This is a genomic window from Aquincola sp. J276, from assembly GCF_024700035.1.
In the GTDB taxonomy this organism is placed as follows: Bacteria; Pseudomonadota; Gammaproteobacteria; order Burkholderiales; family Burkholderiaceae_C; genus Aquincola; species Aquincola tertiaricarbonis.
The window spans coordinates 1,935,575-1,961,126 of record NZ_JAJONC010000001.1 but is presented as its reverse complement, the minus strand read 5'-3'; the positions used below and the strand labels follow the sequence as shown (position 1 = coordinate 1,961,126).

The 25,552-nt window shown below is 70.7% G+C and carries 24 protein-coding genes and 2 tRNA genes; 17 read left to right on the top strand and 9 right to left on the bottom strand.

Features of this window, described 5'->3' with window-relative positions; genetic code table 11:
• The 6 genes from rsfS (at position 1) to LRS14_RS08955 (ending at position 7,329) form a co-directional block, all read left to right on the top strand.
• On the top strand, positions 1-801 hold the full coding sequence (gene rsfS / locus LRS14_RS08980) for a ribosome silencing factor (protein WP_257799317.1): 801 nt from the start codon (positions 1-3) through the stop codon (positions 799-801).
• A gap of 19 nt (positions 802-820) precedes the next feature.
• Entirely contained in the window at positions 821-1,291 is a 471-nt protein-coding gene (gene rlmH / locus LRS14_RS08975) for a 23S rRNA (pseudouridine(1915)-N(3))-methyltransferase RlmH (protein WP_046111674.1), read from the top strand.
• 40 nt (positions 1,292-1,331) lie between these two features.
• Complete coding sequence (locus LRS14_RS08970) at positions 1,332-1,934, top strand: nucleoside triphosphate pyrophosphatase (protein ID WP_046111855.1); 603 nt, start codon at positions 1,332-1,334, stop codon at positions 1,932-1,934.
• Between the two features lie 117 nt (positions 1,935-2,051).
• Complete coding sequence (rng, locus tag LRS14_RS08965) at positions 2,052-3,527, top strand: ribonuclease G (protein WP_046111675.1); 1,476 nt, start codon at positions 2,052-2,054, stop codon at positions 3,525-3,527.
• A gap of 14 nt (positions 3,528-3,541) precedes the next feature.
• The gene (locus tag LRS14_RS08960; protein WP_257800441.1) at positions 3,542-4,690 is read left to right on the top strand and encodes a DNA repair exonuclease; all 1,149 of its coding nucleotides are present in this window, start codon (positions 3,542-3,544) and stop codon (positions 4,688-4,690) included.
• On the top strand, positions 4,687-7,329 hold the full coding sequence (locus LRS14_RS08955; protein WP_257799316.1) for an AAA family ATPase: 2,643 nt from the start codon (positions 4,687-4,689) through the stop codon (positions 7,327-7,329). The genes LRS14_RS08960 and LRS14_RS08955 overlap by 4 nt, the downstream gene beginning before the upstream one ends.
• 21 nt (positions 7,330-7,350) lie before the next feature.
• On the opposite strand, the gene LRS14_RS08950 is transcribed toward LRS14_RS08955, so the two are convergent.
• Entirely contained in the window at positions 7,351-8,253 is a 903-nt protein-coding gene (locus LRS14_RS08950) for a dienelactone hydrolase family protein (RefSeq protein ID WP_257799315.1), read from the bottom strand.
• Positions 8,254-8,392: 139 nt separating this feature from the next.
• On the opposite strand from LRS14_RS08950, the gene LRS14_RS08945 reads away from it, so the two are divergent.
• On the top strand, positions 8,393-9,118 hold the full coding sequence (locus LRS14_RS08945; RefSeq protein ID WP_257799314.1) for a glutathione S-transferase N-terminal domain-containing protein: 726 nt from the start codon (positions 8,393-8,395) through the stop codon (positions 9,116-9,118).
• Here the strand turns inward: LRS14_RS08945 and LRS14_RS08940 are convergent.
• The 3 genes from LRS14_RS08940 to msbA are packed head-to-tail and all read right to left on the bottom strand — an operon-like array spanning position 9,111 to position 12,097.
• Positions 9,111-9,542, bottom strand: a complete 432-nt coding sequence (locus tag LRS14_RS08940; RefSeq protein ID WP_257799313.1) for a DUF3037 domain-containing protein — start codon at positions 9,540-9,542, stop codon at positions 9,111-9,113. The genes LRS14_RS08945 and LRS14_RS08940 overlap by 8 nt on opposite strands.
• A complete protein-coding gene (locus LRS14_RS08935; protein WP_259376491.1) occupies positions 9,539-10,348 on the bottom strand; it encodes a HipA family kinase in 810 nt (269 codons plus the stop codon). Before LRS14_RS08935 ends, LRS14_RS08940 begins: the two co-directional genes overlap by 4 nt.
• Positions 10,349-10,363: 15 nt before the next feature.
• Complete coding sequence (gene msbA / locus LRS14_RS08930; RefSeq protein ID WP_257799312.1) at positions 10,364-12,097, bottom strand: lipid A export permease/ATP-binding protein MsbA; 1,734 nt, start codon at positions 12,095-12,097, stop codon at positions 10,364-10,366.
• A 100-nt stretch (positions 12,098-12,197) separates the two neighbouring features.
• On the opposite strand from msbA, the gene tolB reads away from it, so the two are divergent.
• From tolB to LRS14_RS08900, 6 genes are all read left to right on the top strand, one after another.
• Positions 12,198-13,463 (top strand): Tol-Pal system beta propeller repeat protein TolB, encoded by a 1,266-nt coding sequence (gene tolB, locus LRS14_RS08925; RefSeq protein WP_046111680.1) that lies wholly within the window; start codon positions 12,198-12,200, stop codon positions 13,461-13,463.
• A gap of 60 nt (positions 13,464-13,523) precedes the next feature.
• Positions 13,524-14,063: a peptidoglycan-associated lipoprotein Pal gene (gene pal / locus LRS14_RS08920; protein ID WP_046111681.1), complete on the top strand. Its 540-nt coding sequence runs from the start codon at positions 13,524-13,526 to the stop codon at positions 14,061-14,063.
• Complete coding sequence (gene ybgF / locus LRS14_RS08915; protein ID WP_083440358.1) at positions 14,026-14,820, top strand: tol-pal system protein YbgF; 795 nt, start codon at positions 14,026-14,028, stop codon at positions 14,818-14,820. Before pal ends, ybgF begins: the two co-directional genes overlap by 38 nt.
• A 10-nt stretch (positions 14,821-14,830) precedes the next feature.
• Positions 14,831-15,655 (top strand): ThiF family adenylyltransferase, encoded by an 825-nt coding sequence (locus tag LRS14_RS08910; RefSeq protein WP_083440359.1) that lies wholly within the window; start codon positions 14,831-14,833, stop codon positions 15,653-15,655.
• A tRNA-Lys gene (locus LRS14_RS08905) sits at positions 15,646-15,721 on the top strand. The genes LRS14_RS08910 and LRS14_RS08905 overlap by 10 nt, the downstream gene beginning before the upstream one ends.
• A gap of 31 nt (positions 15,722-15,752) precedes the next feature.
• Positions 15,753-15,828 (top strand) — tRNA-Lys (locus LRS14_RS08900).
• 81 nt (positions 15,829-15,909) lie between these two features.
• Here the strand turns inward: LRS14_RS08900 and LRS14_RS08895 are convergent.
• From LRS14_RS08895 to LRS14_RS08875, 5 genes are all read right to left on the bottom strand, one after another.
• The gene (locus tag LRS14_RS08895; RefSeq protein WP_257800438.1) at positions 15,910-16,893 is read right to left on the bottom strand and encodes a YcjF family protein; all 984 of its coding nucleotides are present in this window, start codon (positions 16,891-16,893) and stop codon (positions 15,910-15,912) included.
• Positions 16,890-17,756: an NYN domain-containing protein gene (locus LRS14_RS08890; protein ID WP_257799311.1), complete on the bottom strand. Its 867-nt coding sequence runs from the start codon at positions 17,754-17,756 to the stop codon at positions 16,890-16,892. Before LRS14_RS08890 ends, LRS14_RS08895 begins: the two co-directional genes overlap by 4 nt.
• A 35-nt stretch (positions 17,757-17,791) precedes the next feature.
• Positions 17,792-18,991, bottom strand: a complete 1,200-nt coding sequence (ppk2, locus tag LRS14_RS08885) for a polyphosphate kinase 2 (RefSeq protein WP_257799310.1) — start codon at positions 18,989-18,991, stop codon at positions 17,792-17,794.
• A gap of 64 nt (positions 18,992-19,055) precedes the next feature.
• Positions 19,056-20,279 (bottom strand): AGE family epimerase/isomerase, encoded by a 1,224-nt coding sequence (locus LRS14_RS08880; RefSeq protein ID WP_257799309.1) that lies wholly within the window; start codon positions 20,277-20,279, stop codon positions 19,056-19,058.
• Positions 20,276-21,235, bottom strand: coding sequence for a LysR family transcriptional regulator (locus tag LRS14_RS08875; RefSeq protein ID WP_083440361.1), 960 nt, complete (start codon positions 21,233-21,235; stop codon positions 20,276-20,278). Before LRS14_RS08875 ends, LRS14_RS08880 begins: the two co-directional genes overlap by 4 nt.
• Before the next feature lie 91 nt (positions 21,236-21,326).
• On the opposite strand from LRS14_RS08875, the gene LRS14_RS08870 reads away from it, so the two are divergent.
• The 4 genes from LRS14_RS08870 (at position 21,327) to LRS14_RS08855 (ending at position 25,514) form a co-directional block, all read left to right on the top strand.
• Positions 21,327-21,560: a DUF1127 domain-containing protein gene (locus LRS14_RS08870; RefSeq protein ID WP_046111686.1), complete on the top strand. Its 234-nt coding sequence runs from the start codon at positions 21,327-21,329 to the stop codon at positions 21,558-21,560.
• A 30-nt stretch (positions 21,561-21,590) separates the two neighbouring features.
• Complete coding sequence (locus LRS14_RS08865) at positions 21,591-22,673, top strand: 3-deoxy-7-phosphoheptulonate synthase (RefSeq protein WP_257799308.1); 1,083 nt, start codon at positions 21,591-21,593, stop codon at positions 22,671-22,673.
• A 21-nt stretch (positions 22,674-22,694) separates the two neighbouring features.
• Positions 22,695-24,116, top strand: a complete 1,422-nt coding sequence (locus tag LRS14_RS08860; protein ID WP_257799307.1) for an FAD-binding oxidoreductase — start codon at positions 22,695-22,697, stop codon at positions 24,114-24,116.
• 144 nt (positions 24,117-24,260) lie between these two features.
• Positions 24,261-25,514 (top strand): acyl-CoA dehydrogenase family protein, encoded by a 1,254-nt coding sequence (locus tag LRS14_RS08855; RefSeq protein WP_257799306.1) that lies wholly within the window; start codon positions 24,261-24,263, stop codon positions 25,512-25,514.
• Positions 25,515-25,552 lie beyond the last annotated feature (38 nt).

The following is a 25,552-nucleotide window of genomic DNA, read 5'->3' as shown; positions in this document are numbered from 1 at the left end:
ATGGACATCCGCAAACTGCAGCGCGCCATCGTCGATGGCCTGGAAGACGTGAAGGCCCAGAACATCGTGGTCTTCAACACGGAGCACCTGTCGCCGCTGTTCGAACGCGTGATCGTCGCGTCGGGAACGAGCAACCGCCAGACCAAGGCGCTGGCCGCCAGCGTGCGCGACGCCGTCAAGGCCAGCGGCCTGCAGGTGCTGCGCACCGAGGGCGAGGACAACGGCGAATGGATCATCGTGGACTGCGGCGCCGCCGTCGCCCACATCATGCAGCCCGGTATCCGCGAGTACTACCACCTGGAGGAAATCTGGGGCGGCAAGGCCGTGCGCATGAAGATCGAGACCAAGAAGCGCGGCCTGCCGCAGGCCAGCGAGGACGAGTCGGACGACGACGAGGACGAGGCCGACGAGGCACCGGCGCCCCAGGCTGCGGCGAAGAAGGCCGCGGCCAGGAAGGCGCCGGCGAAGAAGGCTGCCGCGAAGTCGGCCTTCGCCAAGCAGGTCAACGACCCGGCCTCGCGCCCAACGGCCTCCACCCGCGCACCGGCCAGGAAGGCCGCGGCCCGCAAGACCGCGGCGTCGACCAGCACGCCCGAGCGCGTGCAGAAGATCGTCGTCAACGACCCCGCGCAGGCCCGCCCTGCCACCAAGAAGGTGGCCGGCCGCAGCGTGGCGGTGAAGTCGGCGGCCCGCAAGACGGCGGCCCCGGCCGCCAAGAAGGCGGCGGCCAAGGCCGCGCCGGCCAAGAAGATCTCGGCCCGCCACGCCGGCGCCAAGAAGCCGGCCACGCCGCGCGGCTGAGCGCAGCGCGTCGCCCGCCGTGCGGCTGGTCATCGCGGCCATCGGCCAACGCCAGCCGGCGTGGGCCGAGGAGGCCTATGCCGACTTCGCCAAGCGCTTTCCGCCTGAGCTGAAGCTCGAGCTGAAGGCGCTCAAGGCCGAACCACGCACCGCCGGCAAGCCCGCCTCCGCGATGATGGCCGCCGAGGCGCAGCGGCTGGAAGCCGCCATCCCGAAGGGCGCGCGCCGCGTGGTGCTGGACGAGCGCGGCACCCGCATGACCACGGTGCAGCTGGCCGACCGGCTGCGCTTCTGGCTGGGCGATGGTCGCGACGTGGTGTTCCTCGTCGGCGGCCCGGACGGGCTGGACGCGGCCTTGAAGGCCACGGCCGACGAGACGCTGCGCATCTCCGACCTCACGCTGCCGCATGCCTTCGTACGGGTGCTGCTGGCCGAGGCGCTGTACCGCGCGTGGTCGGTCACCGCCGGTCATCCCTATCACCGCGAATGAGCACCGGCGAATGAGCACCGTGATCAAGCCGCCCGCGGGCATGCACCGCTTCCTCTACCTCGCCTCGCAAAGCCCGCGGCGGCGCCAGCTGCTCGACCAGATCGGCGTGCAGCACGAGCTGCTGCTGCCCGACCGCATGGAAAACGCCGAGCGGCTGGAGGAAGTGCGCAGCGGCGAGCTGCCGGCCGACTACGTGCGCCGCGTCACCCGGCTGAAGCTGGACGCGGCGCGCAAGCGGCTGGCCAGGCGCGGGCTGGCCGAGGCGCCGATCCTCGCCAGCGACACCACGGTGGCCATCGGCCGCCGCATCCTCGGCAAGCCGGCGGATGCGGCCGAGGCGGCCGAGATGCTCGCTGCCCTGTCCGGCCGCACGCACCGCGTGCTCACGGCCGTGGCGGTGAGCAGCGGCCGAGCCACGCTGCTGGAGATGAGCGTGTCGCGCGTGCGCTTCGCCGAGCTGTCGGCACAGGACATCCGCCGCTACATCGACACCGGCGAGCCCTTCGGCAAGGCCGGCGCCTACGGCATCCAGGGTCCGGCGGCGGTCTTCGTGGCGCACATCGAAGGCAGCTACTCGGGGATCATGGGACTGCCGCTGCACGAGACGGCCACGCTGCTGCGAAGGGCGCGCGTGCTGTTCTGACGCCCCGGCGGGGCCGCCGGTATGATGGTCCGGCCCCTATCCGCAGACGGGCTCCATCCACGAGACAAGCGCTGCCGGAACGCCCGCGGCGCTGCTCCGCACAAGAACAGAACCGTCATGCAAGACATCCTCATCAACTGGACTCCCCAGGAAACACGCGTCGCCATCGTCGAGAACGGCGCGGTGCAGGAGCTGCACATCGAACGCGCGCTGGAGCGCGGCCTGGTGGGCAACATCTACCTGGGCAAGGTGGTGCGGGTGCTGCCCGGCATGCAGAGTGCGTTCATCGACATCGGACTGGACCGCGCCGCCTTCCTGCACGTGGCCGACCTGCACACCAGCCCGCCGCGCAGCGACCATGGCGGCATGCAGACGCCGGTGCCCATCGAGCGCCAGGTGTTCGAGGGCCAGACGCTGACGGTGCAGGTCATCAAGGACAGCATCGGCAGCAAGGGCGCACGGCTGTCCACGCAGATCAGCATCGCCGGCCGGCTGCTGGTGTACCTGCCGCAGGACAACCACATCGGCATCTCGCAGAAGATCGGCAGCCACGAGCTGCGCGAGCAGCTGCGCCAGCGCATGGCGGTGCTGGTGGGCAAGCCCGAGGAGGGCGGTGGTGGCGGCTTCATCCTGCGCACCAATGCCGAGGACGCCACCGACCCCGAGCTGGCCGACGACATCGCCTACCTGCGCAAGACCTGGGCCTCGATCCGCGAACGCAGCCATGCACGCCCGCCCGGCACGCTGCTGCACCAGGACCTGACGCTGGCCGAGCGGGTGCTACGCGACCTGATCACCGACACCACCCACACGGTGCGCATCGACTCGCGGCTGCAGTACGAGCACCTGGCCGGCTTTGGCGCCACCTACACGCCCACCTCTGTGCGGCGGCTGGAGCTCTACCGCGGCGAGCGGCCGATCTTCGACCTGTTCAACATCGACGACGAGATCGCCCGCGCGCTGGCGCGGCGGGTCGACCTGAAGAGCGGCGGCTACCTCATCATCGACCAGACCGAGGCGCTGACCACGGTGGACGTGAACACCGGCGGCTACGTGGGTGCGCGCAACTTCGACGACACCATCTTCAAGACCAACCTTGAAGCCGCCGGCGCCATTGCCCGGCAGCTGCGGCTGCGCAACCTGGGCGGCATCGTCATCGTCGACTTCATCGACATGGCGCGCGAGGAGCACCAGGCTGCGGTGCTGGCCGAGTTCCGCAAGCAGCTGGCGCGCGACCGCACCAAGACCACGGTGAGCGGCTTCACTCAGCTGGGGCTGGTGGAGATGACGCGCAAGCGCACGCGCGAGTCGCTGGCCCACATGCTGTGCGAGCCTTGCCCCACCTGCGCCGGCCGCGGCCAGGTGAAGACCCCGCGCAGCGTCTGCTACGACATCCTGCGCGAGATCCTGCGCGAGGCCCGCCAGTTCGACCCCAAGGAATTCCGCGTGGTGGCCAGCGCCGCCGTGGTGGAGATGCTGCTGGACGAGGAAAGCCAGCACCTGGCCGGGTTGTCGGACTTCATCGGCAAGCCGATCTCGTTGTCGGCCGAGCCGACGTCGAATCCGGAGCAGTACGACATCGTGTTGTTGTAGGGGGGCGCTTGACCCTGCGCCTGCTCCACACCGCCGACTGGCAGATCGGCCGCATCTACGCCCAGTTCGAACCTGACGATGCGCAGGCGCTGTTCGAGGCGCGCTTCCAGGTCGTCGAGCGGCTGGCCGCGCTGGCACGGCAGCACGAGGTGCATGCGGTGCTGGTGGCCGGCGACGTGTTCGATGCACAGACGGTGTCGGACAAGACCATCCGCCGCCTCTTCAACGCGATGCAGGCCTACGCCGGCCCCTGGCTGCTGCTGCCCGGCAACCATGACGCCGCGCTGGCTGAGTCGGTCTGGCAGCGCGCGCACCGGCTGGGCGCGGTGCCGCCCAACGCCATCACCTGCCTGCAGCCCGGCGTGCAACTGGTGGCCGACCGGCTGGCGGTGCTGCCCGCGCCGCTGGTGCAGCGGCACACCCATGCCGACCTCACCGACTGGTTTGCCGCCGCCGCCACGCCCGCAGGCCTGCCGCGCATCGGCCTGGCCCATGGCTGCGTGCAGGGCGTGCTGCCCGAAGAGCTGGACTCGGCCAATCCCATCGCCGCCGACCGCGCGGCCAGCGCCGGGCTGGACTACCTGGCGATGGGCGACTGGCACGGCACCCGCCGCATCGACGATCGCTGCTGGTATGCCGGTACGCCGGAGACCGACCGCTTCAAGGCCAACGACTCGGGCCAGGCGCTGCTGGTCACGCTGGCCGGCCCGGGCGCGCCGCCGCAGGTGCAGCCGTTGCCCACCGGCCGCTACCGCTGGCGCCAGCTGGACGCGCGCCTGGCGGTACCCAGCGACCTGGACGACATCCTGCGCCTTCTGGAAGCCACCGGCCCGGACGACGTGCTGCAGTTCCGCGTCGCAGGCCTGTGCGACCTGCAAGGCCAGCGCCGGCTGCAGGCCGCGGTGGACAGCGCCCGCGCCCGTGTGCGCGCGCTGGTGCACGAGGCCCACGGCCTGCGGCTGGAGCCCACGCCCGAGGACCTCGCCGCGCTGCATGCCGACGGCTACGTGGGCGAGGTGCTGCAGCAGCTGCGCGCGGATCAGGCCGGCGGCGAAGCGGACGATCCCCAGGCCCGCACGGCCCGGGATGCGCTGCTGATCCTGGCCCGCCTGCTGGATGAGCAGGCCGCGCCGTCCCCTGCCCGGCCGAGGGCCGGCGCATGAAGCTGCGCCGCCTGTGCATCAGGAGCTTCAAGCGCTTCCGCGAACCGCTGCTGCTGGAAGGCTTTGCCGACGGCCTGAACCTGTTTGCCGCGCCCAACGAGTGCGGCAAGAGCACCGTGGCCGAGGCCATCCGTGCCGCCTTCTTCGAGCGTCACCGCTCCAACAGCGTGGAGCATCTGCGGCCCTGGGGTGAGCCGTCGGCCACGCCCACGGTGGAGGTGGACTTCGAGCTGGGCGGGCGGCAGCACCGGCTGACCAAGGCCTTCCTGGGCAAGAAGCGCTGCGAGCTGGTGATTGCCGGCCAGCCGCCGCTGGATGGCGCCGCCGCCGAGGACCACCTGGCCGGCCTGCTGGGCTTCAAGTTCCCCGGCAAGGGCGCCAGCGCGCCCGAGCACATGGGCATTCCCGGCCTGCTGTGGATCCGCCAGGGCACCGCCCACGAGCTGGCCGACGCGGTGCAGTACGCCGCCGACCATCTGCGCCAGGTGCTGGGTGAATCCATGGGCGAGCTCACCGCGTCCGGCGGCGATGCTCTGCTGCGCACGGTGGAAGGCCTGCGCAACGAACTTCTGACACCGGCCACCGGCAACCCGAAGGGCGAGTACGGGGCAGCGCTGGCACGGCAGGCCGAGCTGGCCGGGCAGCTGCAAGCCCTGGACCGCGAGATCGGTGCCTACCAGGACAGCGTGGACCGGCTGGCCGGCCTGCGCCGTGCACACGAGCGCGACGCACAGGCGCGGCCCTGGGCCGGCGTGCGTGAACAGCACCAGGCCGCAGTGGCCCGGCTGCAGGCCGCACAGGGCCTGGAAGCGCGCCAGCAGGCCGAGCAGGCGGCACTGCAGCAGTGGCGCACGCAGGCCGCGGCCTTGCGTTCGGAGCTGGACGCCCTGGCGCGTGACGATGCGGCCGTGGCCACGCGCCAGCAGGCGCTGTCGCACAAGGCGGCGATGGAAGCCGCGGCCCAGGCCGAGCTGCAATCCTGGCAGCGCCGGCATGAGGAAGCGATGGACGCCGATGCCCAGGCCCGCCAGCTGCAGCAACGGGTGCAGGCCGCCGCCACGCGGGCGGAACTGGCCCGCCATGCGGCCGAACTGGACGCCAGCCTGGGCGCCCTCGCCGACGCCTTGCGCCGCGCGCAGGAGGAGCGCCAGCGCGGCATCCGCCTGCAGGCCGAGGCGCAGGCCCTGGCCATCGCACCGGCCGAGCTGCAGCGGCTGAAGCGCGTGGCGCAATCGCTGCGCGAGGCGGATGTGCGGCTGGAGGCGGCAGCCACCACGCTGGAGTTCGAACTGCTGGACGGCTGCCAGGTGCGCCTGGGCGACGAGCCGTTGCAGGGCCGCGGCCGCCGCACCGTGGTCAGCCGCACCGACCTCGTGATCGAAGGCCTGGGCCGCATCGGCGTGCAGCCGGGCGGCGCGGACATCCCGGCATTGAAGGCACAGCGCGACGCCCTGGCCACCGAGCAGGCCAGCCTGCTGCAGGGCCTGCGCGTGGCGCACCTGGCCGAAGCCGAGGAGCGTGCGCGCCAGGCCGTGCAGCGGCAGCAGGAGGCGCAGGCCAGCGGCAAGGTGCTGCAGGCGCTGGCGCCCCAGGGCGTGGAGGCGCTTCAGGCCGAGCTGGCTGCGCGCACTGCACGGGCGGGCGAGCTGCGTGCCGCGCTGGCCGGCCTGCCGGCCGCCGCGGAGGATGGCCAGGCCGGGCCCGACCCGGCCAGCGTGCAGGCCCAGGCCGAGCGCGCGGCGGCCGCCCTGGCCGCGGCGGCCCAGGCCCTCAGCCAGGCCCGGGTGGCCGCCGGCAAGGCGCAGAGCGACCATGAGGCCGCCCGCCAGGAACTGGCCGCCGCCCAGGCCACGGCGCAGGACGCCCGGCGCGGCCAGCGCAAGATCGCTGCACAGCAGGCGCTGGTGGACACCGCCGCGCAGGAGGCCACGGCACAGCAGCGCGTGGAGGCCACCGCCGCCGAGCTGAAGGCGCTGAACCTGGCGCTGCTGCGGCAGGACGTGGACCGCCTGTCCCGCAGCGCCCAGCAGCTGGAGGAAGCGCATGAACGCCGCCGCCAGGACATCACTCGGCTGGAGGTGGAGCTGGAGACCAAGGGCGCGCTGGGCCTGGAGGAGCAGCGCGCCGAGCGCGAGCGCGAGCTGGAAGCCGCCAGCCGCCGCGCCACCGAACTGGCCCGCCGCGCCGCCGCGCTCGATCACCTGCTGGGCCTGCTGCGCGAGAAGCGCTCGGCCCTGGCCCGCCGGCTGCGCGCGCCGCTTCAGAAGCACCTGGACCATTACCTCGGCATCCTGTTCCCCGGGGCGCATGTGGAGGTGGCGGACGACCTGTCGCCCGGCGCCATCACCCGCACCGGCCCGCGCGGGCCGGAGAGCGGCAGCTTCGAGGACCTGAGCATCGGCGCACGCGAGCAGATGGGCATCGTCGCCCGGCTGGCCTATGCCGACCTGTTGCAGGAGGCCGGCCGGCCCACGCTGCTCATCCTTGACGATGCGCTGGTCAACACCGACGAGGACCGCCTCGGCCAGATGAAGCGCGTGCTGTACGACGCCGCCCAGCGCCACCAGGTGCTGATCTTCACCTGCCATCCGGCCGCGTGGCGCGACCTGGGCGTGGTGCCGCGCGGGGTTGGAACCTGAGGCGCCGCGCGGCCGCGGCGTTCAGGCGCGCAGCGTGCGGTTGAACAGCTCCAGCGTGCGCGCCCAGGCCTGCTGCGCGGCCGCCTTGTCGTAGCGCGGCGTGGTGTCGTTGTGGAAGCCGTGCTGCGTGCCCGGGTACTTCATCGCATTGAAGGGCACGTTGGCCGCCTTCAGGGCCGCTTCGTAGCCGGGCCAGCTGGCATTGATGCGCTCGTCGTTCTCGGCATAGACGATCAACAGCGCCGCCTTGATCTTGGGCACCTGGTCCGCCGGCGGTGCCATGCCGTAGAAGGGCACCGCCGCGCCCAGCTCGGGCAGGCGGGTCGCCAGGAAGTTGGCAATGCCGCCGCCATAGCAGAAGCCCACCACGCCCAGCCTGCCGTTGCCGCCGTCGACCGTCTTCAGGTGGTTGCTGGCGGCAATGAAGTCTTCCTGCGTCTTCGACTGGTCGAGCTTGCTGAACAGCTCGCGCGCCTTGTCCTCGTCGCCGGGATAACCGCCGAGCGGGAACAGCGCATCCGGCGCAAGGGCGATGAAGTTCTCCAGCGCCAGCCGACGCGCCACGTCCTCGATGTGCGGATTGAGGCCGCGGTTCTCATGCACCACCAGCACCGTGGGCAGCGGCCCCGACGCGCCGGCCGGTCGGGCGAGGTAGCCGCGGCCCTTGCCGTAGCCGCGCGGCGAATCGAACTCCACCGTTTCGGTGCGGATGCGGGCGTCGCCGGCGGGCACCTGCTGCGCCTGCGCGAAGCGCGGGCTCAGCGCCGCCAGCAGCGCGGCGCCGGTGGTGCCGCCCACGGCAAAGCGGGCGGCGCCGTCGATGAAGCCGCGCCGGTCCAGCTGGCCATGCACGTACTGGTCGAACAGCCGCAGCACTTCGGGATGGAAGTCGGCGGCGGTCTGGCGAGGGGGCTCATGGGCCATGGTCACTCCTGTACGGCTTGAAGGACTGTCGGTGTAACCGAGGGCGGCCAACCCGCCGTGCCGCGGGGCCTTGCGCCGGCCCTCGGCCGCGGGCGCCGGCTTGTCCGATCATGTCCGCTTTGGCAACCCGAGCGGCAACATGATCGACCTGCACTACTGGACCACGCCCAACGGCCACAAGATCAGCATCTTCCTGGAGGAATCGGGGCTGCCCTACCAGGTACATCCGGTGAACATCGGCAAGGGCGAGCAGTTCCAGCCCGAGTTCCTGCGCATCTCGCCCAACAACCGCATCCCGGCCATCGTCGACACCGAGCCGGCAGGCGGCGGCGGCCCGCTGTCGGTGTTCGAGTCGGGTGCCATCCTGCTGTACCTGGCCGACAAGACCGGCCGCTTCATCCCGCAGGACCTGCGCGGGCGCACCGAGGTGCTGCAGTGGCTGTTCTGGCAGATGGGCGGGCTGGGCCCGATGGCCGGGCAGAACGGCCACTTCCACATGGCCGCGCCGGAGAAGATCCCCTATGCGATCGAGCGCTACGTGAAGGAAACGGCGCGGCTGTACGGCGTGCTGGACAAGCGCCTGGCCGACCGCGAGTTCATCGCCGGCGACTATTCCATCGCCGACATGGCCAGCTATCCCTGGGTGGTGCCGCACAAGCTGCACGAGCAGAAGCTGGAGGACTTCCCGAACCTGCAGCGCTGGTTCAACGCCGTGCAGGCACGGCCCGCGGTGCAGCGCGCCTATGCACTGGCGCAGCAGATCAACCCGCCGCGCGAGCTGACCGACGAGGAAAAGGAAGCCCAGCGCAAGATCCTGTACGGCCAGGGCGGGCAGGGCAGCACCGGCGCCACCGTCGTCAAGTAGCCGGCGGCCGGGGCAGCGGCGGGCGCACCATGCGCGCCAGCAGCTGCTCCATGGCCAGCGGCAGGTCGTCGCAGCGTCCGGTGTGCACCTGCGAAGTCTGGATGCTGGCGCTGCGCGGCGCCACCAGCCAGTGGAACCGCTCGCGCACCGGCAGCAGGCCCAGCGCGCCTGCCGCCGCACCCCCTTCGCAGATGCGCGGGATCGCCGCCAGCGCGGCGTTGATGGCATCCAGGTCCACCGACGGGTCCAGCGCCAGCAGCCGGGCCTCGTCCAGCTCGATGCGTGCCTGCAGGAAGCGGCGCGAGGCACACGAGAGGATCACGCCGGCATTGATGAACTCGCCCCGCTCCACGCGCGGCACCACGCGCACGATGGCGTAGTCGTAGTGGCAGGCGAAGCGCAGCGGATCGGGGGCGGTGGTCATCGGCGCGGGGCGGTGTTCAGCGCGGCATGGGCGCGCACGGCTTCGGCGGCGAAGGCGCGTGGCGCCTTCAGCCGCCTGCAGAAATACTGAAGGTAGGCATCGCGGTGTTCAGCGATGCTGGCGAACGGCACATCGCCGCCCAGCCATTGGTCGGGTATCAGGTCCACGATGGCGCGGATGACGTCTTCATCCAGCAGCGCGCCCAGGCGCGCATCGGCCTCGGCCAGCCGGCTGGCGTGCGGCAGCAGCACATGGTCCTTCACATGCGCGAAGGCACTGGTCGCGCGCACCAGGTAATCGTTCCAGTCATGGTGGAAGAACAGCGCCGCGCCATGGTCGATCAGCCACAGCCGGCGGTGCCACAGCAGCAGGTTGGCATTGCGCGGCGTGCGGTCGATGTTGGTGGTGAACGCGTCGTGCCAGACGACGGCCGATGCCTCGTCGGCATCGGGCCGCTGCACCAGCGGGTCGAAGGTGACGCTGCCGGGCAGGTAGTCCAGCGCGAGGTTCAGGCCCGCGCTGGCGCGGATCAGGTCCTGGATCTCCGGGTCGGGCTCGGTGCGGGCCATCTCGGGGTCGAGCTGCATGAACACGATCTCGGGCACCCGCAGGCCGACCGCGCGGGCCAGCTCGCCAGCCACCAGCTCGGCGATCAGGGCCCGGGGCCCCTGGCCGGCACCGCGGAACTTGAGCACGTACAGGCCCTGGTCGCAGGCCTCCACCACCGCGGGCAGCGAGCCGCCCTCGCGCAGCGGCGTGACGTAGCGCGTGGCGGCGATGGTGCGGATGGTGGGCGGGTTGGGCATGGCCGGCATGTTCCTTCAGGTGCCGCGGAACTGCATCGCATGCAGCCGCGCATACAGGCCGCCGCGGGCCAGCAGCTCGGCGTGCGTGCCTTGCTCCACCACGCGGCCGTGCTCCATGGCCACCACGCGGTCCGCATGCTCGATGGTGGACAGCCGGTGCGCGATGACCAGCGTGGTTCGGCCCTGCATCAGCCGCTCCAGCGCCTGTTGCACCGCGCGCTCGCTTTCGCTGTCCAGGGCGGAGGTGGCCTCGTCCAGGATCAGGATGGGTGCGTTCTTGTAGATGGCCCGTGCAATGGCCACGCGCTGCCGCTGGCCGCCCGAGAGCTGGCTGCCGTTGTGGCCGATGACGGTATGGATGCCCTGCGGCAGCCGCTCGACGAACTCATGAAGGTTGGCATCACGCAGCGCGGCCTGCACCCGCGGCTCGTCCAGCGTGTCGCCCAGCGCCACGTTGGCGGCCAGCGTGTCGTTGAACAGCACCACGTCCTGGCTCACCAGCGCGAACTGCCGGCGCAGCGCCGCCATCTGCCACTGCGCCAGCGGCACGCCGTCCAGCGTGATGGTGCCCGCCGTGGGTTCGATGAAGCGTGGCAGCAGGTGCACCAGCGACGACTTGCCGGCGCCGGAAGGGCCCACCAGGGCCACCGTTTCGCCGGCCTTCAGGGCCAGGCTCACGTCGTCCAGCGCCGGCGGCTGGTCGGGCCGGTAGCGCAGGCCCACCTGCTGCAGCGTCAGCTCGCCGCGGCTGCGGCCCTCGGGCGCATGGCTGCCGCCGGTCTCGGGCGCCACCTTTTCCACCAGGTCGATGCCGCGCTCCAGCGCGGCCAGGCCGCGCGTCAGGGGCGCGGCCACGTCGGCCAGGTGCTTCATCGGGGAGGTCATCATCAGCATCGCGGTGACGAAGGCGACGAAGTCGCCGACGCTGGCACCGTCGCCCGTGCGGGCCTGCCACAGCGCCATCGCGATCACCGACGACAGCGCCAGCGCCGCCAGCAGCTGCGTGATGGGCGAGACGATGGCACCGGCCGCAGCCGACTTCATCACCAGCCGCCGCAGCCGCCGCCCCTGGTCCTTGAAGCGCTCGAGCTGCGAGCGCCCGGCCCCGTGCAGCCGCACGATGCGCCAGGCCAGCACGTTCTCCTCGACCACGTAGGCCAGGTCGTCGGTGGCGTTCTGGCCCAGCACCGCCAGCTTCTGCAGCCGTCGCGAGACCACCCGCATCACCACCGCCACGGCCGGTGCCAGCACCACCACGAACAGCGTGAGCCGCCAGTTCAGCCACAGCAGGTAGCCGAACAGCGCCACCACGGTGAGCGAGTCCCGCACCAGCGTGAGCAGCGCATTCACCAGCCGGTCGGCGCCCTGCTGCACCTCGTACACCACGGTGTTGGTCAGGCCGCTGGCGGTGTGGCTGCCGTACAGGCCCGGCGCCGCGTCCAGCAGGCGGCAGAACATGGCCTCGCGTAGGTTCAGCACCGCGCCATTGGCGGCCCAGCTCAACGCGTACTGCGCCAGGAAGGTGGCGGCGCCACGCACGATGTACAGGCCGATGATGGCCGCCGGCACCAGCCACAACGAGAACGTGGTGCCGGTGAAGCCCTTGTCCAGCAAGGGCTTCAGCAGGGCCGGAATCATCGGCTCCGTGGCGGCGCTGATGGCCGCGGCCATCATGGCAATCAGGATGCCTGGACGGCTCGGTCGGAAGTAGGGCGCCACGCGCCCCAGGCGTTGCAGCAAGGTCGGCATCGGCGGCGATTATCAGCGCCGGTGCCTACAATCCCGGGCATCAAGGCCAGCCTATCTCCACTGAGTGAACCGATTGCCGCCTTGCGGGTCCATTCCCGCCATGACCCGTCGTAGAACCCTGCTCGGCGCACTGGGCGCCTCCCTTTCGCTGCCATCGCTCGCGCAATTCCGCGTCGAGATCAGCGGCGTTGGTGCCACGCAATTGCCGGTGGCCATCGCCGCGTTCCGGGGCGAGGACGCCTCCGGACAGTCCATCTCCTCCATCGTGCGCGCCGACCTGGAGCGCAGCGGCCTGTTCCGCAACGTCGATGCGCCGGGCACGCTGGACGAGACTGCCTCGCCCGCCATCGCCGAATGGCGCGGCCGCGGTGCCGATGCCCTGCTGCTGGGCTCGGTCACGCGGCTGGCCGACGGCCGCTTCGACGTGCGCTACAAGCTCTGGGACATCGTCAAGGGCGCCGACCTCGGCGGCCAAAGCCTGCCCGTGGTGGCCGGCGACCTGCGCCTGGCCGCCCACCGCATCGCCGATGCCGTGTACGAGAAGCTCACCGGCGAGCGCGGCGTGTTCTCCACCCGCATCGCCTATGTCACCCGCAGCGCCAACCGCTACAGCCTGCGCGTGACCGACGCCGATGGCGAAGGCGGTCAGGTCGCCCTGGCCAGTCCCGAGCCCATCATCTCGCCCGCCTGGTCGCCCGATGGCCGCGAGCTGGCCTATGTGTCCTTCGAGACGCGCAAGGCGGTGGTCTGGATCCAGGACGTGAGCTCCGGCCAGCGCCGTCAGGTGGCCAACTTCCGCGGCAGCAACAGCGCGCCGGCCTGGTCGCCCGACGGCTCGCAACTGGCGGTCACGCTGTCGCGCGATGGCGGCTCGCAGCTGTTCCTGATGGGGCGCGACGGCGGCAACCTGCGCCGCATCACCAACACCATGGCCATCGACACCGAGCCGGCGTTCTCGCCCGATGGGCGCTGGCTCTATTTCGTCAGCGACCGCGGCGGCAGCCCGCAGGTCTACCGCATGCCTGCCGGCGGTGGCGGTGCCGACCGGGTGAGCTTCACCGGCAACTACAACATCAGCCCGACGCTCAGCCCCGATGGCCGCTCGATGGCCTGGGTCACGCGCCAGGGCGGCGGCTTCAAGCTGGTGGTGGCCGATGCCGCCGGCGGAAATGCGCAGACGATCACCGACACCAGCAGCGACGAGAGCCCGAGCTTCGCACCCAACAGCCGGCTGCTCATCTACGCCACGCGTGCCCAGGGCCGCGACGTGCTGATGACCACCACGCTGGACGGCAAGATCAAGGCCCGGCTGCTGTCCTCGGGCGTCGACGTCCGCGAGCCCGTGTGGGGCCCGTTCGGCCGTTGAGCGTCCGCACCCGAAGTACCCATTCAAACCCCTCCACTTCGCAAATCGAAAGGAAGCACCATGACTGCTTTTCGTTCTTCCCTCGGCGCCCTGGCCGTCGCCGCCCTGCTGGCCGGCTGCGGTTCCAACGTCAAGCTCGATGAGAACGCCGGCAACGTGCCGGTGGAGTCGCGCAATCCCGCGGGCAATGCGGGTGGTGCCACCGGCGGCGCAGGCCAGTCGGGCGTGGCCACGGTCGACCTCGGCGCGTCGCGCAACAATGCCGGCAGCAACCTGCCGCGTGTCGTGTACTTCGACTTCGACAGCTTCAGCGTCAAGGACGAATACCGCAACGTGATCGAAGCCAACGCCCGCGCGCTGGCCGCCGACCGCAACAAGCGCGTGGCCGTGGAAGGCCACACCGACGAGCGCGGCGGCAGCGAATACAACCTGGCCCTCGGCCAGAAGCGTGCCGAGGCCGTGGCCCGTGCGCTGACGCTGCTGGGCGCCTCCGCGACGCAGGTGGAAGCCACCAGCTTCGGCAAGGAGCGTCCGGCGGTGCAGGGCAGCGACGAGTCCGCCTATGCGCAGAACCGCCGCGCCGAGATCAAGGACAAGTGAGATGCGCCGCACGCTGATCGCGGCGGCCCTGGCGGCGTTGGCCTTCAGCGCCAACGCGGCCTTGTTCGAGGACGAGGACGCGCGCCGTGCCATCCTCGAACTGCGCAGCAAGCAGGCCGCCACGGAGGACCAGCTCAAGGCCGCGCTGGCCCGCCTGAACGAAAGCAACGAGCAGGTGCGCCGCAGCCTGCTCGACCTGAATGCCCAGCTGGAAGCGCTGCGCAGCGACAACGCGCGCCTGCGCGGCCAGCAGGAGCAGCTGCTGCGCGACGTGTCCGAGCTGCAGCGCCAGCAGAAGGACATCGCCCAGGGCGTGGACGAGCGCATGCGCAAGCTGGAGCCGCAGAAGGTGGCGGTGGACGGCAAGGAGTTCCTGGCCGATCCGGAGGAAACCCGCCAGTACGACGCGGCCATCAAGCTGCTGCGTGGCGGCGACTTTGCCGGCGCTTCCAATGCGCTGGCCGCCTTCGTGCGCAGCTTCCCGGCCAGCGGCTACAACGACAGCGCCCGCTTCTGGCTGGGCAATGCGCTGTACGGCAAGCGCGACTACAAGGAGTCGGTGGCCACCTTCCGCGCCTTCCTGGCGGCTGCGCCCACGCATCCCAAGGCCCCCGAGGCCTTGCTGGCGGTGGCCAACACGCAGGTGGAGATGAAGGACAGCAAGTCGGCCCGCGTCACGCTGAATGAGCTGCTGAAGAACTATCCGCAATCCGAGGCGTCGGTGGCCGCCAAGGAACGGCTGGCCGCGCTGAAGTAAGCCCGCTTCCGTGGAGCACGACGCCGACCTGGAACGCCGCTTCGGCGGCCTGCGCCGCCTGTATGGCGATGCCGGCTATGCCCGCGTGCGTGCCGCCCGCGTGGCGGTGGTCGGCCTGGGCGGCGTGGGCTCCTGGGCGGCCGAGGCACTGGCCCGCAGCGGCGTGGCCACGCTGGTGCTGATCGACCTGGACCATGTGAGCGAGTCCAACGTCAACCGGCAGATCCAGGCGCTGGGGGCCACCATCGGCCAGTCGAAGGCCGAGGCGCTGAAGGCCCGCATTGCCGACATCCATCCGGGCTGCGAAGTCATCTGCGTCGAGGACTTCGTCGAGCCGACCAACTGGCCGGCGCTGCTGCCGGTGCCCGTCAGTGCCTTGATCGACTGCTGCGACCAGGTGCGGGCCAAGCTGGTGCTGGCCGAGTGGGCCTTGCGGGAGCAGCTGCCGCTGGTCACCGTGGGCGCGGCTGGCGGCAAGCAGTTGGCGCAGAAAGTGGAAGTCGACGACCTCTCGCTGTCCACGCACGACCCGCTGCTGGCTTCCATGCGCCAGCGGCTGCGCAAGGCCGGCGCCGCGCCGCGGCAGGGCGCCATCGGCGTGCGCTGCGTGTTTTCTCGCGAGCCGGTGCGTGCGCCGGATGGCGAGTGCGACATCGACGGCACGCTCAACTGCCATGGCTATGGCTCGACCGTCACCGTCACCGCCACCTTTGGCCTGGTGGCTGCTGGCGAAACCATCCAGCAGCTGATTTCGGCCAAGCCTATTGGCAAGCTCGAAAAACATGCTATAGTGCAGGGCTCTGCAGACGGGTTCATTACTCAGTCGGGTTGTTAGCTCAGTCGGTAGAGCAGCGGACTTTTAATCCGTTGGTCACAGGTTCAAGTCCTGTACAACCCACCAGTTCGCTGATGCAGGAATTGGACAAGATCAGGGGCTCTTAGCTCAGTTGGTAGAGCAGCGGACTCTTAATCCGTTGGTCGAGTGTTCGAGTCACTCAGGGCCCACCAAATCGCTCGAAGAAAAAGGCTTGCGCGACAGTGCAGGCCTTTTTTCTTTGGCGCTCCGCTTTCGCGGGCGCCCGGCATTGCTCAGGCCGACTTCACCATCTGCAGGATCTGCCCGGCGTCCAGCGTGCGGGCCTTCTGCTGGATCTGCGGCAGGTACTGCGTCTGCAGTTGCTTGGCCGGCTGCAGCAATGACTGGAAGGTCTCCTGCAGCATCGCGGTGTTCATCTGACGCCCACCGGCGTAATAGCGCTTGGCCAGGTGGCCCAGTGCGTAGGTGCTGGCGAACGAAAACGCCATGCCGGTGGCCGCGCTGCCCAGCCCTCGGCCCAGGCCGCCGCCCACCTTGCCCAGCAGCCCGCCCAGCAGCTTGCGGCCGAACTGCTCCACGTACTGCGAGGTGAGGCCCACGCCGGCCGCGGCGATGAACTCCTTGATGTGGCCCTTGTCCAGCTCGTAGCCATGTGCCTGGCCGATGCGGTAGACCAGCTTCATCTGCAGCGGAATGATGGCCATCGAGGCCCAGCTCTGGGGCAGCAGCTCCAGCGCACCGTTCAGGATCGAATGGTTGAGGATGGAGCTGTCCAGGTCGGCGGTGGGTACCTGCGCGGCTGGCGCCGGTGTGGCAGTGGCCAGCAGTGGCGGCACGGTGACCGGCACCGCGGCGATGGCATCGGCCTCGCGTTCCACCTCGGCCGTCTGGGTGCGGCCCAGCTTGAGCGCCGACTTCAGCTGCGACAGGAAGGCCTGCTCGGCGGGTGACTGCGCGCCATCGGCATCACACACGCACACCGCCATCTCGTAGGCCAGCAGGCGCTGGCCTTCGTCGGGTAGTGCGGCCGCAGCCTGCGCCACGTTCACCCGCTTGAGCAACACGTCCTGGTACAGGCCGGCCAGGGCCGGCGTGCCGGACTCGCCGGCCAGACTGTCGGCGATGCGCTTGATCTCCTCGCGCTCGGTGTCGGCCTTCTCGCCATCGGCAAAGGCGGCCAGCAGGGCGATGGTCAGCAACGCGCGTTGTTCGGTGGCTTGCATGGTGTGTCGGGCGGCCGTTGGCCGGGCAGTCAGGGAAGCTCGTCGGACACCCCGCGCAGCGCGGGAGTTCCGGTATCCGGCTGTACGACAGTGCGCAGGCGCAGCTGCTGGTCGAACTCGCCCTTGCGGGTGTCGAACAGCGTGCCCTCCAGCGTCTTGAGCATGGCGGAGAAGGTGGGGTGGCCGAACTCCTTCGGGTCGAAGGTGGGATCGAGCCGGCGCACCATGTTCAGGATGGGCGCCTTGTTCACCCAGGCATCGCCCTTCGATTCGGCCAGCAGCCTGACGGCGCGCTCGATGGTGGCGTTGGCCTGCTCTTCCGGCGTGGGCGCAGGGCTGGGCGTGGAGGCCGTGGCAGGTGCTTCGTCGGCCACCAGGCTGTCGTAGTAGCGGAATTCATGGCAGCTCTTGGCCCAGTGGCGGTTGGTGGAACGCCGGGTGCCGATGCCGATGAGCCGCCGGCCCGCGGCCTTGACCTTCTGCGCTACCGGCATGAAGTCGCTGTCGCCGCCCACGATGATCACGGTGCCGATGTGGCCGAAGCGGGTGATGTCCTCCACCGCGTCCAGGCACAGCTTGATGTCGGCGCCGTTCTTGGCGGAGGCGCCGGGCGGAAAGAGCTGGATCAGCTCCACCGCGCCCTGCAGCAGCGCGTCGCGGTAGCGGCCGAAGTACTGCCAGTTGCAGTAGGCGCGGTTGATGGCCACCGGCCCGAAGGAGGCGGCCAGCTCCAGCACGGCCTGCACCTGCACCAGCGGCTCCTGCACCTTGAAGCGGTTGTCGGGCTTGCCGTAGGTGCCTTCGCCGAAGGCGGCTTCCACCAGGCTGGCGTGCAGGTTCTCGAAGTCCCAGTAGAGCGCGACGGACTGGTTGTCTTGGGTGTCTTGGCCATTCATGGCCTGCATGATGCCCGCTGGCCGGCCGCGGGCGTTCAGCCGTGGCCGGTGGCCGCCAGCTCGTCGTCGCCCACCACCGAGACCAGCGCCGGCCGGCCGACGATCAGCGGGTCGACCGGCCCCACCGTGGCCAGCTCGCGCTGCGTATACGGCAGGCGGTGCAGCAGGTAGCGCATCGCGTTCAGGCGCGCGCGCTTCTTGCAATCGCTCTTGATCACCGTCCACGGCGCATCCGAGGTGTCGCAGTGCACGAACATCGCTTCCTTGGCGCGGGTGTAGTCGTCCCACTTGTCGAGCGAGGCCATGTCGATCGGGCTCAGCTTCCACTGCTTCAGCGGATGCACCTTGCGCTCCTTGAAGCGGCGCCGCTGTTCGGCCTGGCTGACAGAGAACCAGAACTTGAACAGGTGCACGCCGCTGCGCACCAGCTGCCTTTCGAACTCGGGCGCCTGGCGCAGGAATTCGTCGTACTCGTGGTCGGAGCAGAAGCCCATCACCCGCTCGACGCCGGCGCGGTTGTACCAGCTGCGGTCGAACAGCACGATCTCGCCGCGCGTGGGCAGGTGCTCGATGTAGCGCTGGAAGTACCACTGGCCACGCTCCACCTCGCTGGGTTTTTCCAGCGCCACCACGCGGGCGCCGCGTGGGTTCAGGTGCTCCATGAAACGCTTGATGGCGCCGCCCTTGCCAGCAGCGTCGCGGCCCTCGAAGAGGATGACCACCCGCTGGCCGGTGTTCTTCACCCAGGCCTGCAGCTTCAGCAGCTCCACTTGCAGCCGGTACTTCTGGTGTTCGTAGCTCTTGCGCGAGAGCAGGTTCTTGTACGGGTAGGTGCCTTCGCGCCAGCCGGCGCTCAGCTCCGCATCGGGGTCGACGGCGGGGCGCTGGGCGTCGGCGCGGCGCGGCGGCTCGAACAGGGCGCGGCGCAGCGCCTTCACCTCGTCGGGCGAAGCGCCGGCGATGAGCGTCTGCAGCTGGTGCAGCGCCTCGCCGGCGGGCGTATTGCGGCCGGCATCGGCCAGCAGGTCGGACACCACCAGCGACTGCACCGTGGCGGTGGTGCTGCTGCGCCGCTGCACCTGGTCGGCCTCTGCGGCGCGTGCGGTCAGGCTGGGCAGGGTGTCGCCGGCCTGTACCGGGCGTGGCGCGGTGGCCGGGCGCGTCGGCAGCCGCTTGCCGGCGCGGATCACTGCAGTGGAACGGGAGGGAGCGCGAACTGCAGTGTCTTTGGCCATGCCTGTCTCGCTGGTTGAAAACCAGCGATGTTGCGCCGGCCGTCGCGGCGTTGCTTGATCCGCGTCAAACCGCGGCCAGCGCGCGCAGCACGTCGTGGCAGGCACCCATCGTGTGGTAGTCGGTCTTGCCGGCCGGGCTCTTCTCGTCGGAGTAGGGCCGGTTGTCGGGCGTGCGGATGCGGTACCAGGCGCCATGCTGGTGGTCGATCATGTGGGCCCAGCTGTAGCTCCACAGGCGGTCGTACCACTGCCAGTAGCCGGGCTCGCCGGTGCGCAGGCCCAGCAGCGCGGCGGCCGCGAAGCTCTCGGCCTGCACCCAGAAGTACTTGTCGGCGTCGCACACGGCGCCGCCGGGCTCGAACCCATACACCAGGCCGCCGTGCTGCGCATCCCAGCCGTGCTGCACGGCGGTATCGAAGAAGCGGCGCGCGGTGGGCACGATCCAGTCCGGGCGCGCGGCCGGCGGCAGCCGCGCTTCCAGCTGCAGCAGCAGCTTGGCCCATTCGGTGAGGTGGCCGGTCTGGAAGCCCCAGGGCCGGAAGATGTTGCTGCGGTCGTGGCGGTTGTAGTCCCAGTCCACCTGCCAGGCACCTTGCGGGCCGGTGCGGTAGTGCTCCCACACCAGGCCATCGGCCAGCCCGGCCAGCCGCTGCGTGACCAATTCGGCCAGCAGCAGCGCACGGTCGAGGAAGCGTTGCTCGCCGGTGGCCTCGTGGGCCGCCAGCATCGCCTCGCAGCCGTGCATGTTGGCGTTCTGGCCGCGGTAGGGGCTGAGCTGCCAGCCGGGCGTGGCCTCGTCGGCATACAGGCCGTTGGCCGGCTCCCAGAAGCGCTGTTCCATCAAGGCGAAGGTGTCGTGCAGGCCGGCCAGCGCTTCGCCGATGCCGGCCATCACCGCATGCGCATGGGCCAGCAGCACGAAGGCCATGCCGTAGCAGTGCTGGGTCGCGTCCTGCACCGTGGCGCGTTGGCCGTCCCAGTCCAGCAGCCAGGCATAGCCGCCGTTGGGCTGCCCATGCGCCTGCTGCACGAACTGCAGCGCATGGCGCGCGGCGGCCTGGTCGTGCGGCCGGCCGAAGCGGCGGAAGGCCATCGCATGGTTGAAGACGAAGCGCGTGCTGCTGACCAGGTGCCGGGTGCGGCGGTCGTAGACCGTGCCGTCGTCCTTGAAGAAGTGGAAGAAGCCGCCGCTGGCATCGAGCGCGCGGCCCTCGTAGAAGGACAGCGTGTGGCGGATATGGCCGAGCAGGAACTCGGGCGAGCGGAAGTCGGGCTGTGGCGTGTTCATCGTGCGGTACGGCGTGGGCTGCGCGCGGCAGGGGCAGCGCTGCCGCGCATTCTGCGCGGCGCGCCCTGGGCGAAGCGGGCCAGCAGCTGCAGCACCTGCTGCGCAGCGGCATCCAGCCGCGCCGGCGGCCGGTGGGCGATGCCCAGGTGCCGGGTGAGGGCGGGCTTGAGCGGGCGCAGCTGCATGCCGGCATCCAGCTGCGACAGCGGTCCGCCCACCTCTTCCATCGGCAGCACGGCGGCGCCGTAGCCGGCGGCCACCAGGCTCTTCATGGCCAGGGTGTAGTTCAGCTCGATGCGCGCCCGCGGGCTGTGGCCGGCGGTGGCGAACCATTCCATCGTCAGCCGGTACATGCGGGTGGTGGCATCGTTGAAGATGAGCGGCTTGCCGGCCAGCCAGTCGGGCGTGACGCTGCGCGGGGCGGCCCAGGCACCGGGCAGGAAGGCCATCATCGGATCGCTGCGCCAGGCGCTCACCTGCACCTCGTCGGATGCCGGCTGCGGCAGTGCCACCACGCCGATGTCCAGCGTGCCGGCATGCAGCCGCGCCATGGTTTCGTCGGAGCCGAGGATGGCCAGGTCGACGTCGATGTCCGGCGCCTGCTCGGCCAGCGCCGCCAGCACCTGCGGCAGCAGGTGCACGATCACGCCGGTGGAGGTGCCCAGCCGCACCTTGCCCGCCCGGCCCTGGGCGATGCGGCGCACGCTCTCGGCCGCGTCGTCCGCGCCCTTGAGCAGGCCGCGTGCATGGTCGATGAGCGCCGCGCCAGCGGCCGTGGGCGTGGCCTTGCGCGGCCCGCGCTCCAGCAGCGGCACGCCCATGCGCGATTCCAGCTCGGCGATGTGCAGGCTGACCGTGGGCGCGGCCAGGTGCAGCGCCCGCGAGGCGGCGGCGAAGGTGCCGAGGTCGGCGATGGACACCAGCGTCTGCAACTGGTCGAGGTTGATGGCACGCATTCAGCAATGCTGAAGCAAAGCGTCAGATCATTCAACTTTTCAAAGGTGTGCACGGATCGCACCATCACTGCCCAACCACACGGGAGATGCGATGGACACCTTGCTGGACACCTCCACGGCGCCGCCTGCCGGCGCGGCCCGGCCGCTGCCGCCGATGCGCTGGCTGCAGGCCGCCCACGATGCCTGGCGGGCCGCCCGCCGGCGCGCGGCCGATTTCCGTACGCTGCAGGCCATGGGCGAAGCCGAGCTGCGCGACCTGGGCATCGGCCGCGGGGAGGCCGGCCACGTCATCCGATGCGGCGGCAAGTCCCGCGGGCCGTGGTGACATGGGGCGGGCGGTACGATCGACGCCGCCATGTCCCAGCCCGCGCCAGCCCCCATTTCCGACCTGCACATCGCCCGCGCCGAGGTGCTGCCCGAGCCTCGCGCGCTGCGCGAGGCCCTGCCGGCCGGTGAGGCCGAAGCCGCGCACATCCGCCAGTCGCGCGAGGCCGTGCGCGCCATCCTGCGCGGCGAGGACGACCGGCTGCTGGTGATCGCCGGCCCCTGTTCCATCCACGATCCGGACAGCGCGCTGGAATACGCCGGCCGCCTCTTGCCGCTGGCCCGGCGGCTGCAGGGCGACCTGCTGGTGGTGATGCGGGTGTACTTCGAGAAGCCGCGCACCCGCATGGGCTGGAAGGGCCTGATCTACGACCCCGGGCTGGACGGCAGCGGCGATATCGGCCGCGGCCTGCACGAGGCCCGCCGGCTGCTGCTGGCCTGCGCGCGCATGGGCATGCCCACCGCCTCGGAGATCCTGGACCTGGTGACGCCGCAGTACTACGCCGAGCTGCTGACCTGGGGCGCCATCGGCGCACGCACCGTGGAAAGCCCGCTGCACCGGCAGATGGCCTCGGCGCTGTCGGCGCCGGTGGGCTTCAAGAACACCACCCATGGCGGCCTGGCGCCGGCCATCGACGCCATCCATGTGGCAATGCAGCCGCACACCTTTCCGTCCGTCTCTCTGGAGGGGCGGGCGATGGTGGTCACCACCACCGGCAATCCGGACGGCCACCTGATCCTGCGCGGCGGCAGCGACGGCCCCAACTACGGTGCCGAGCATGTGGCCCGGGCCGCGCAGGCGCTGCGCGAATCCGGCCTGCCGGAGCGCGTGGTGATCGACTGCAGCCACGGCAACAGCAGCAAGGACTATGCACGCCAGCCGCTGGTGGCCGCCGACGTGGCAGGCCAGGTGGCGGCCGGCGCGGCCGTGCCTTGCGGCGTGATGCTGGAGAGCCACCTGGTGGAAGGCCGGCAGGACATCACCCACGGCCACCAGGGCCTGCGCCACGGCCAGAGCGTGACCGACGCCTGCATCGGCTGGGACGCCACCGTCGGCGTGCTGGAAGGCCTGGCCGCCGCGGTGCGGGCCCGCCGCCTGCTCCAGCCCGCCTGAAGACTTCCGCCAGGACGCCACATGACCCCGATTGCCCTCGACACCCTGCGCGCCGCCTTTGCCGGCCGCCTGCTCACCGCGCCCGACGAGATGGCGCCCTTTCTCACCGACTGGCGCGGCAAGTGGCACGGCGCCGCCATCGCCGTGGCCCAGCCCGACAGTGCCGCCGACGTGGCGGCGGTGATGGCCTGGTGCCACGAGCAGCAGGTGCCGGTGGTGCCGCAGGGCGGCAACACCGGGCTGTCCGGCGGCGCCACGCCGGACTACAGCGGTCGCGCGCTGGTGCTGTCGCTGGCACGGCTGAACAAGGTGCGGCGCATCGACACGCAGAACAACACGATGGAGGTGGAAGCCGGCGTCACGCTGCAGCAGGTGCAGGACGCGGCGGCGGAGGCCGGGCGCCTCTTTCCGCTGAGCCTGGCGGCCGAGGGCACCTGCACCATCGGCGGCAACCTGGCCACCAATGCCGGCGGCGTGCAGGTGCTGCGCTATGGCAATGCGCGCGAGCTGTGCCTGGGCCTGGAAGTGGCCACCGCCGACGGCGAGCTGTGGAACGGCCTGCGCGGCCTGCGCAAGGACAACACCGGCTACGACCTGCGCGACCTGTTCATCGGCAGCGAAGGCACGCTGGGCGTGATCACCGCGGCCACGCTCAAGCTGTTCCCGCAGCCGGCGGCCAAGGTGGTGGCCTTCGTCGCCGTGCCCTCGCCGGACGCGGCGCTGTCGCTGCTGGCCCTGGCGCAGTCGAAGCTGGCGGCCAGCCTGACGGCCTTCGAGCTGATGAGCGACGTCTGCATCGGCCTGGTGCTCAAGCACATGCCCGGCAGCCGCCAGCCGCTGGGCGAGGCCAGCCCCTGGTACGTGCTGCTGGAGGTGTCCGACGCGCACGACGAGGCACATGCGCAGGCCGCCATCGAGGGCCTGCTGGAAGCGGCGCTGGAGGCGGGCGATGCCACTGATGCCGCGGTGTCCACCTCGCTGGCGCAGTTCGAGGCGCTGTGGGCGCTGCGCGAGAACATCTCCGAATCGCAGGGCGCCGAAGGCAAGACGATCAAGCACGACATCGCCCTGCCGATCTCGCGGATCCCCGAGTTCCTGGCCAGCACCGATGCGGCCATCGCCGCGCAGTTCAGCGGGGTGCGCTTGGTCGTGTTCGGCCACCTGGGCGACGGCAACCTGCACTACAACCTGTCGCCCGCCGAAGACCGCCTGGGCCCGGTGCATGCGCCGGCCTTCGTGGCACTGGAAGGCCCGCTGAACAGGCTGGTGCACGACGCGGTGGCCGCGCGCGGCGGCTCCATCTCGGCCGAGCACGGCCTGGGCGTGCTGCGCCGCGACGAGGCCGCCCGCTACAAGAGCCCCGTCGAGCGGCGCATGATGCAGGCGGTGAAGTCGGCGCTGGATCCGCTGGGGCTGATGAATCCGGGCAAGCTGCTGGCCTGAAGGCGCCGCAGGGCCGCGGGTTCCACCCGGCACGCGCCGTCACCTTTGCGACCGCCGCCGGCGCCCCGCGGTGGTTCAATCAACCATCGGGCCCCGGCGTTCCTGCGCGGCGGCCCTTGGTGGGCCAGTGCGAAGGAGACAACCATGAGCTGGGACTATTCGGCCAAGACGACCGATCTGCTGAAGCGCCTGAACGCGTTCTTCGACGAACACATCTACCCCAACGAGGCGCGCTACCACGCCGAGATGGACGCCTTCCGCCGCGCCGGCAACGCCTGGCAACAGCCCGCGGTGGTGGAGGAACTGAAGGTCATCGCCCGCAAGCAGGGCCTGTGGAACATGTTCCTGCCGCACGAGTACCGCGGCGTGCCCGGCATCAGCAACCTGGACTACGCCCCGCTGTGCGAGGTGATGGGCCGGGTGAGCTGGTCCAGCGAGGTGTTCAACTGCTCCGCGCCCGACACCGGCAACATGGAAACGCTGGAGCGCTACGGCACCCCCGCGCAGCAGGACCGCTGGCTGGCGCCGCTGCTGGCCGGCGAGATCCGCTCGGCCTTCCTGATGACCGAGCCGGCGGTGGCTTCGTCGGACGCCACCAACATCCAGTGCGACATCCGCCGCGACGGCGACCACTACGTCATCAACGGCCGCAAGTGGTTCTCCTCCGGCGCGGGCAGCCCGCACTGCGCCATCTACATCGTGATGGGCAAGACCGACGTCAACGCGCCGCGGCATTCGCAGCAGTCGATGATCCTGGTGCCGGCCGACACCCCGGGCGTGAAGGTCGAACGCCACATCAGCGTGTTCGGCTACGACGACGCGCCGCACGGCCACATGGAGATCTCGCTGACCGACGTGCGCGTGCCGGCCGAGAATATGCTGCTGGGCGAGGGCCGCGGCTTCGAGATCGCGCAGGGCCGCCTCGGCCCCGGCCGCATCCATCACTGCATGCGCTCCATCGGCGCGGCCGAGCGTGCGTTGGAGATGATGATCGACCGGCTGCAGACCCGCATCGCCTTCGGTAAGCCGCTGGCCGAGCAGTCGATCTGGCACGAGCGCATCGCCGAATCGCGCTGCATGATCGACCAGGCCCGGCTGCTGACGCTGAATGCCGCGCACCGCATGGACGTGGCCGGCAACAAGGCCGCGCAGGCCGAGATCGCGATGATCAAGGTCGTGGCGCCCAACGTCTCGTGCAAGGTGGTGGACTGGGCCATCCAGGCCCACGGCGGCGCCGGCGTCAGCCAGGATTTCTGGCTGGCCGAGGCCTATGCCCACCAGCGCACCGTGCGCATCGTCGACGGCCCGGACGAAGTGCATCGCCGTGCCATCGCCAAGATCGAGCTGGGCAAGCGCGCCGCGGTGCGCGCTGCGCGGGGCGGCGGCACGCCGGATTGACCCGCACCCGGTGCAGGGGTTTGCGCGGCGGCGCAGGA

Bases quoted from the DNA above. Each gene is read 5' to 3' on its own strand.
- LRS14_RS08875 (WP_083440361.1), bottom strand. From the start codon at position 21,235: ATGCGTGCCATCAACCTCGACCAGTTGCAGACGCTGGTGTCCATCGCC.
- LRS14_RS08870 (WP_046111686.1), top strand. From the start codon at position 21,327: ATGGACACCTTGCTGGACACCTCCACGGCGCCGCCTGCCGGCGCGGCC.
- tolB (WP_046111680.1), top strand. From the start codon at position 12,198: ATGACCCGTCGTAGAACCCTGCTCGGCGCACTGGGCGCCTCCCTTTCG.
- rng (WP_046111675.1), top strand. From the start codon at position 2,052: ATGCAAGACATCCTCATCAACTGGACTCCCCAGGAAACACGCGTCGCC.
- LRS14_RS08940 (WP_257799313.1), bottom strand. From the start codon at position 9,542: ATGACCACCGCCCCCGATCCGCTGCGCTTCGCCTGCCACTACGACTAC.
- rsfS (WP_257799317.1), top strand. From the start codon at position 1: ATGGACATCCGCAAACTGCAGCGCGCCATCGTCGATGGCCTGGAAGAC.
- LRS14_RS08860 (WP_257799307.1), top strand. From the start codon at position 22,695: ATGACCCCGATTGCCCTCGACACCCTGCGCGCCGCCTTTGCCGGCCGC.
- LRS14_RS08865 (WP_257799308.1), top strand. From the start codon at position 21,591: ATGTCCCAGCCCGCGCCAGCCCCCATTTCCGACCTGCACATCGCCCGC.
- msbA (WP_257799312.1), bottom strand. From the start codon at position 12,097: ATGCCGACCTTGCTGCAACGCCTGGGGCGCGTGGCGCCCTACTTCCGA.
- LRS14_RS08890 (WP_257799311.1), bottom strand. From the start codon at position 17,756: ATGAATGGCCAAGACACCCAAGACAACCAGTCCGTCGCGCTCTACTGG.
- ppk2 (WP_257799310.1), bottom strand. From the start codon at position 18,991: ATGGCCAAAGACACTGCAGTTCGCGCTCCCTCCCGTTCCACTGCAGTG.
- LRS14_RS08945 (WP_257799314.1), top strand. From the start codon at position 8,393: ATGATCGACCTGCACTACTGGACCACGCCCAACGGCCACAAGATCAGC.
- LRS14_RS08855 (WP_257799306.1), top strand. From the start codon at position 24,261: ATGAGCTGGGACTATTCGGCCAAGACGACCGATCTGCTGAAGCGCCTG.
- LRS14_RS08950 (WP_257799315.1), bottom strand. From the start codon at position 8,253: ATGGCCCATGAGCCCCCTCGCCAGACCGCCGCCGACTTCCATCCCGAA.
- pal (WP_046111681.1), top strand. From the start codon at position 13,524: ATGACTGCTTTTCGTTCTTCCCTCGGCGCCCTGGCCGTCGCCGCCCTG.
- ybgF (WP_083440358.1), top strand. From the start codon at position 14,026: ATGCGCAGAACCGCCGCGCCGAGATCAAGGACAAGTGAGATGCGCCGC.
- LRS14_RS08880 (WP_257799309.1), bottom strand. From the start codon at position 20,279: ATGAACACGCCACAGCCCGACTTCCGCTCGCCCGAGTTCCTGCTCGGC.
- LRS14_RS08955 (WP_257799316.1), top strand. From the start codon at position 4,687: ATGAAGCTGCGCCGCCTGTGCATCAGGAGCTTCAAGCGCTTCCGCGAA.
- LRS14_RS08935 (WP_259376491.1), bottom strand. From the start codon at position 10,348: ATGCCCAACCCGCCCACCATCCGCACCATCGCCGCCACGCGCTACGTC.
- LRS14_RS08970 (WP_046111855.1), top strand. From the start codon at position 1,332: ATGCACCGCTTCCTCTACCTCGCCTCGCAAAGCCCGCGGCGGCGCCAG.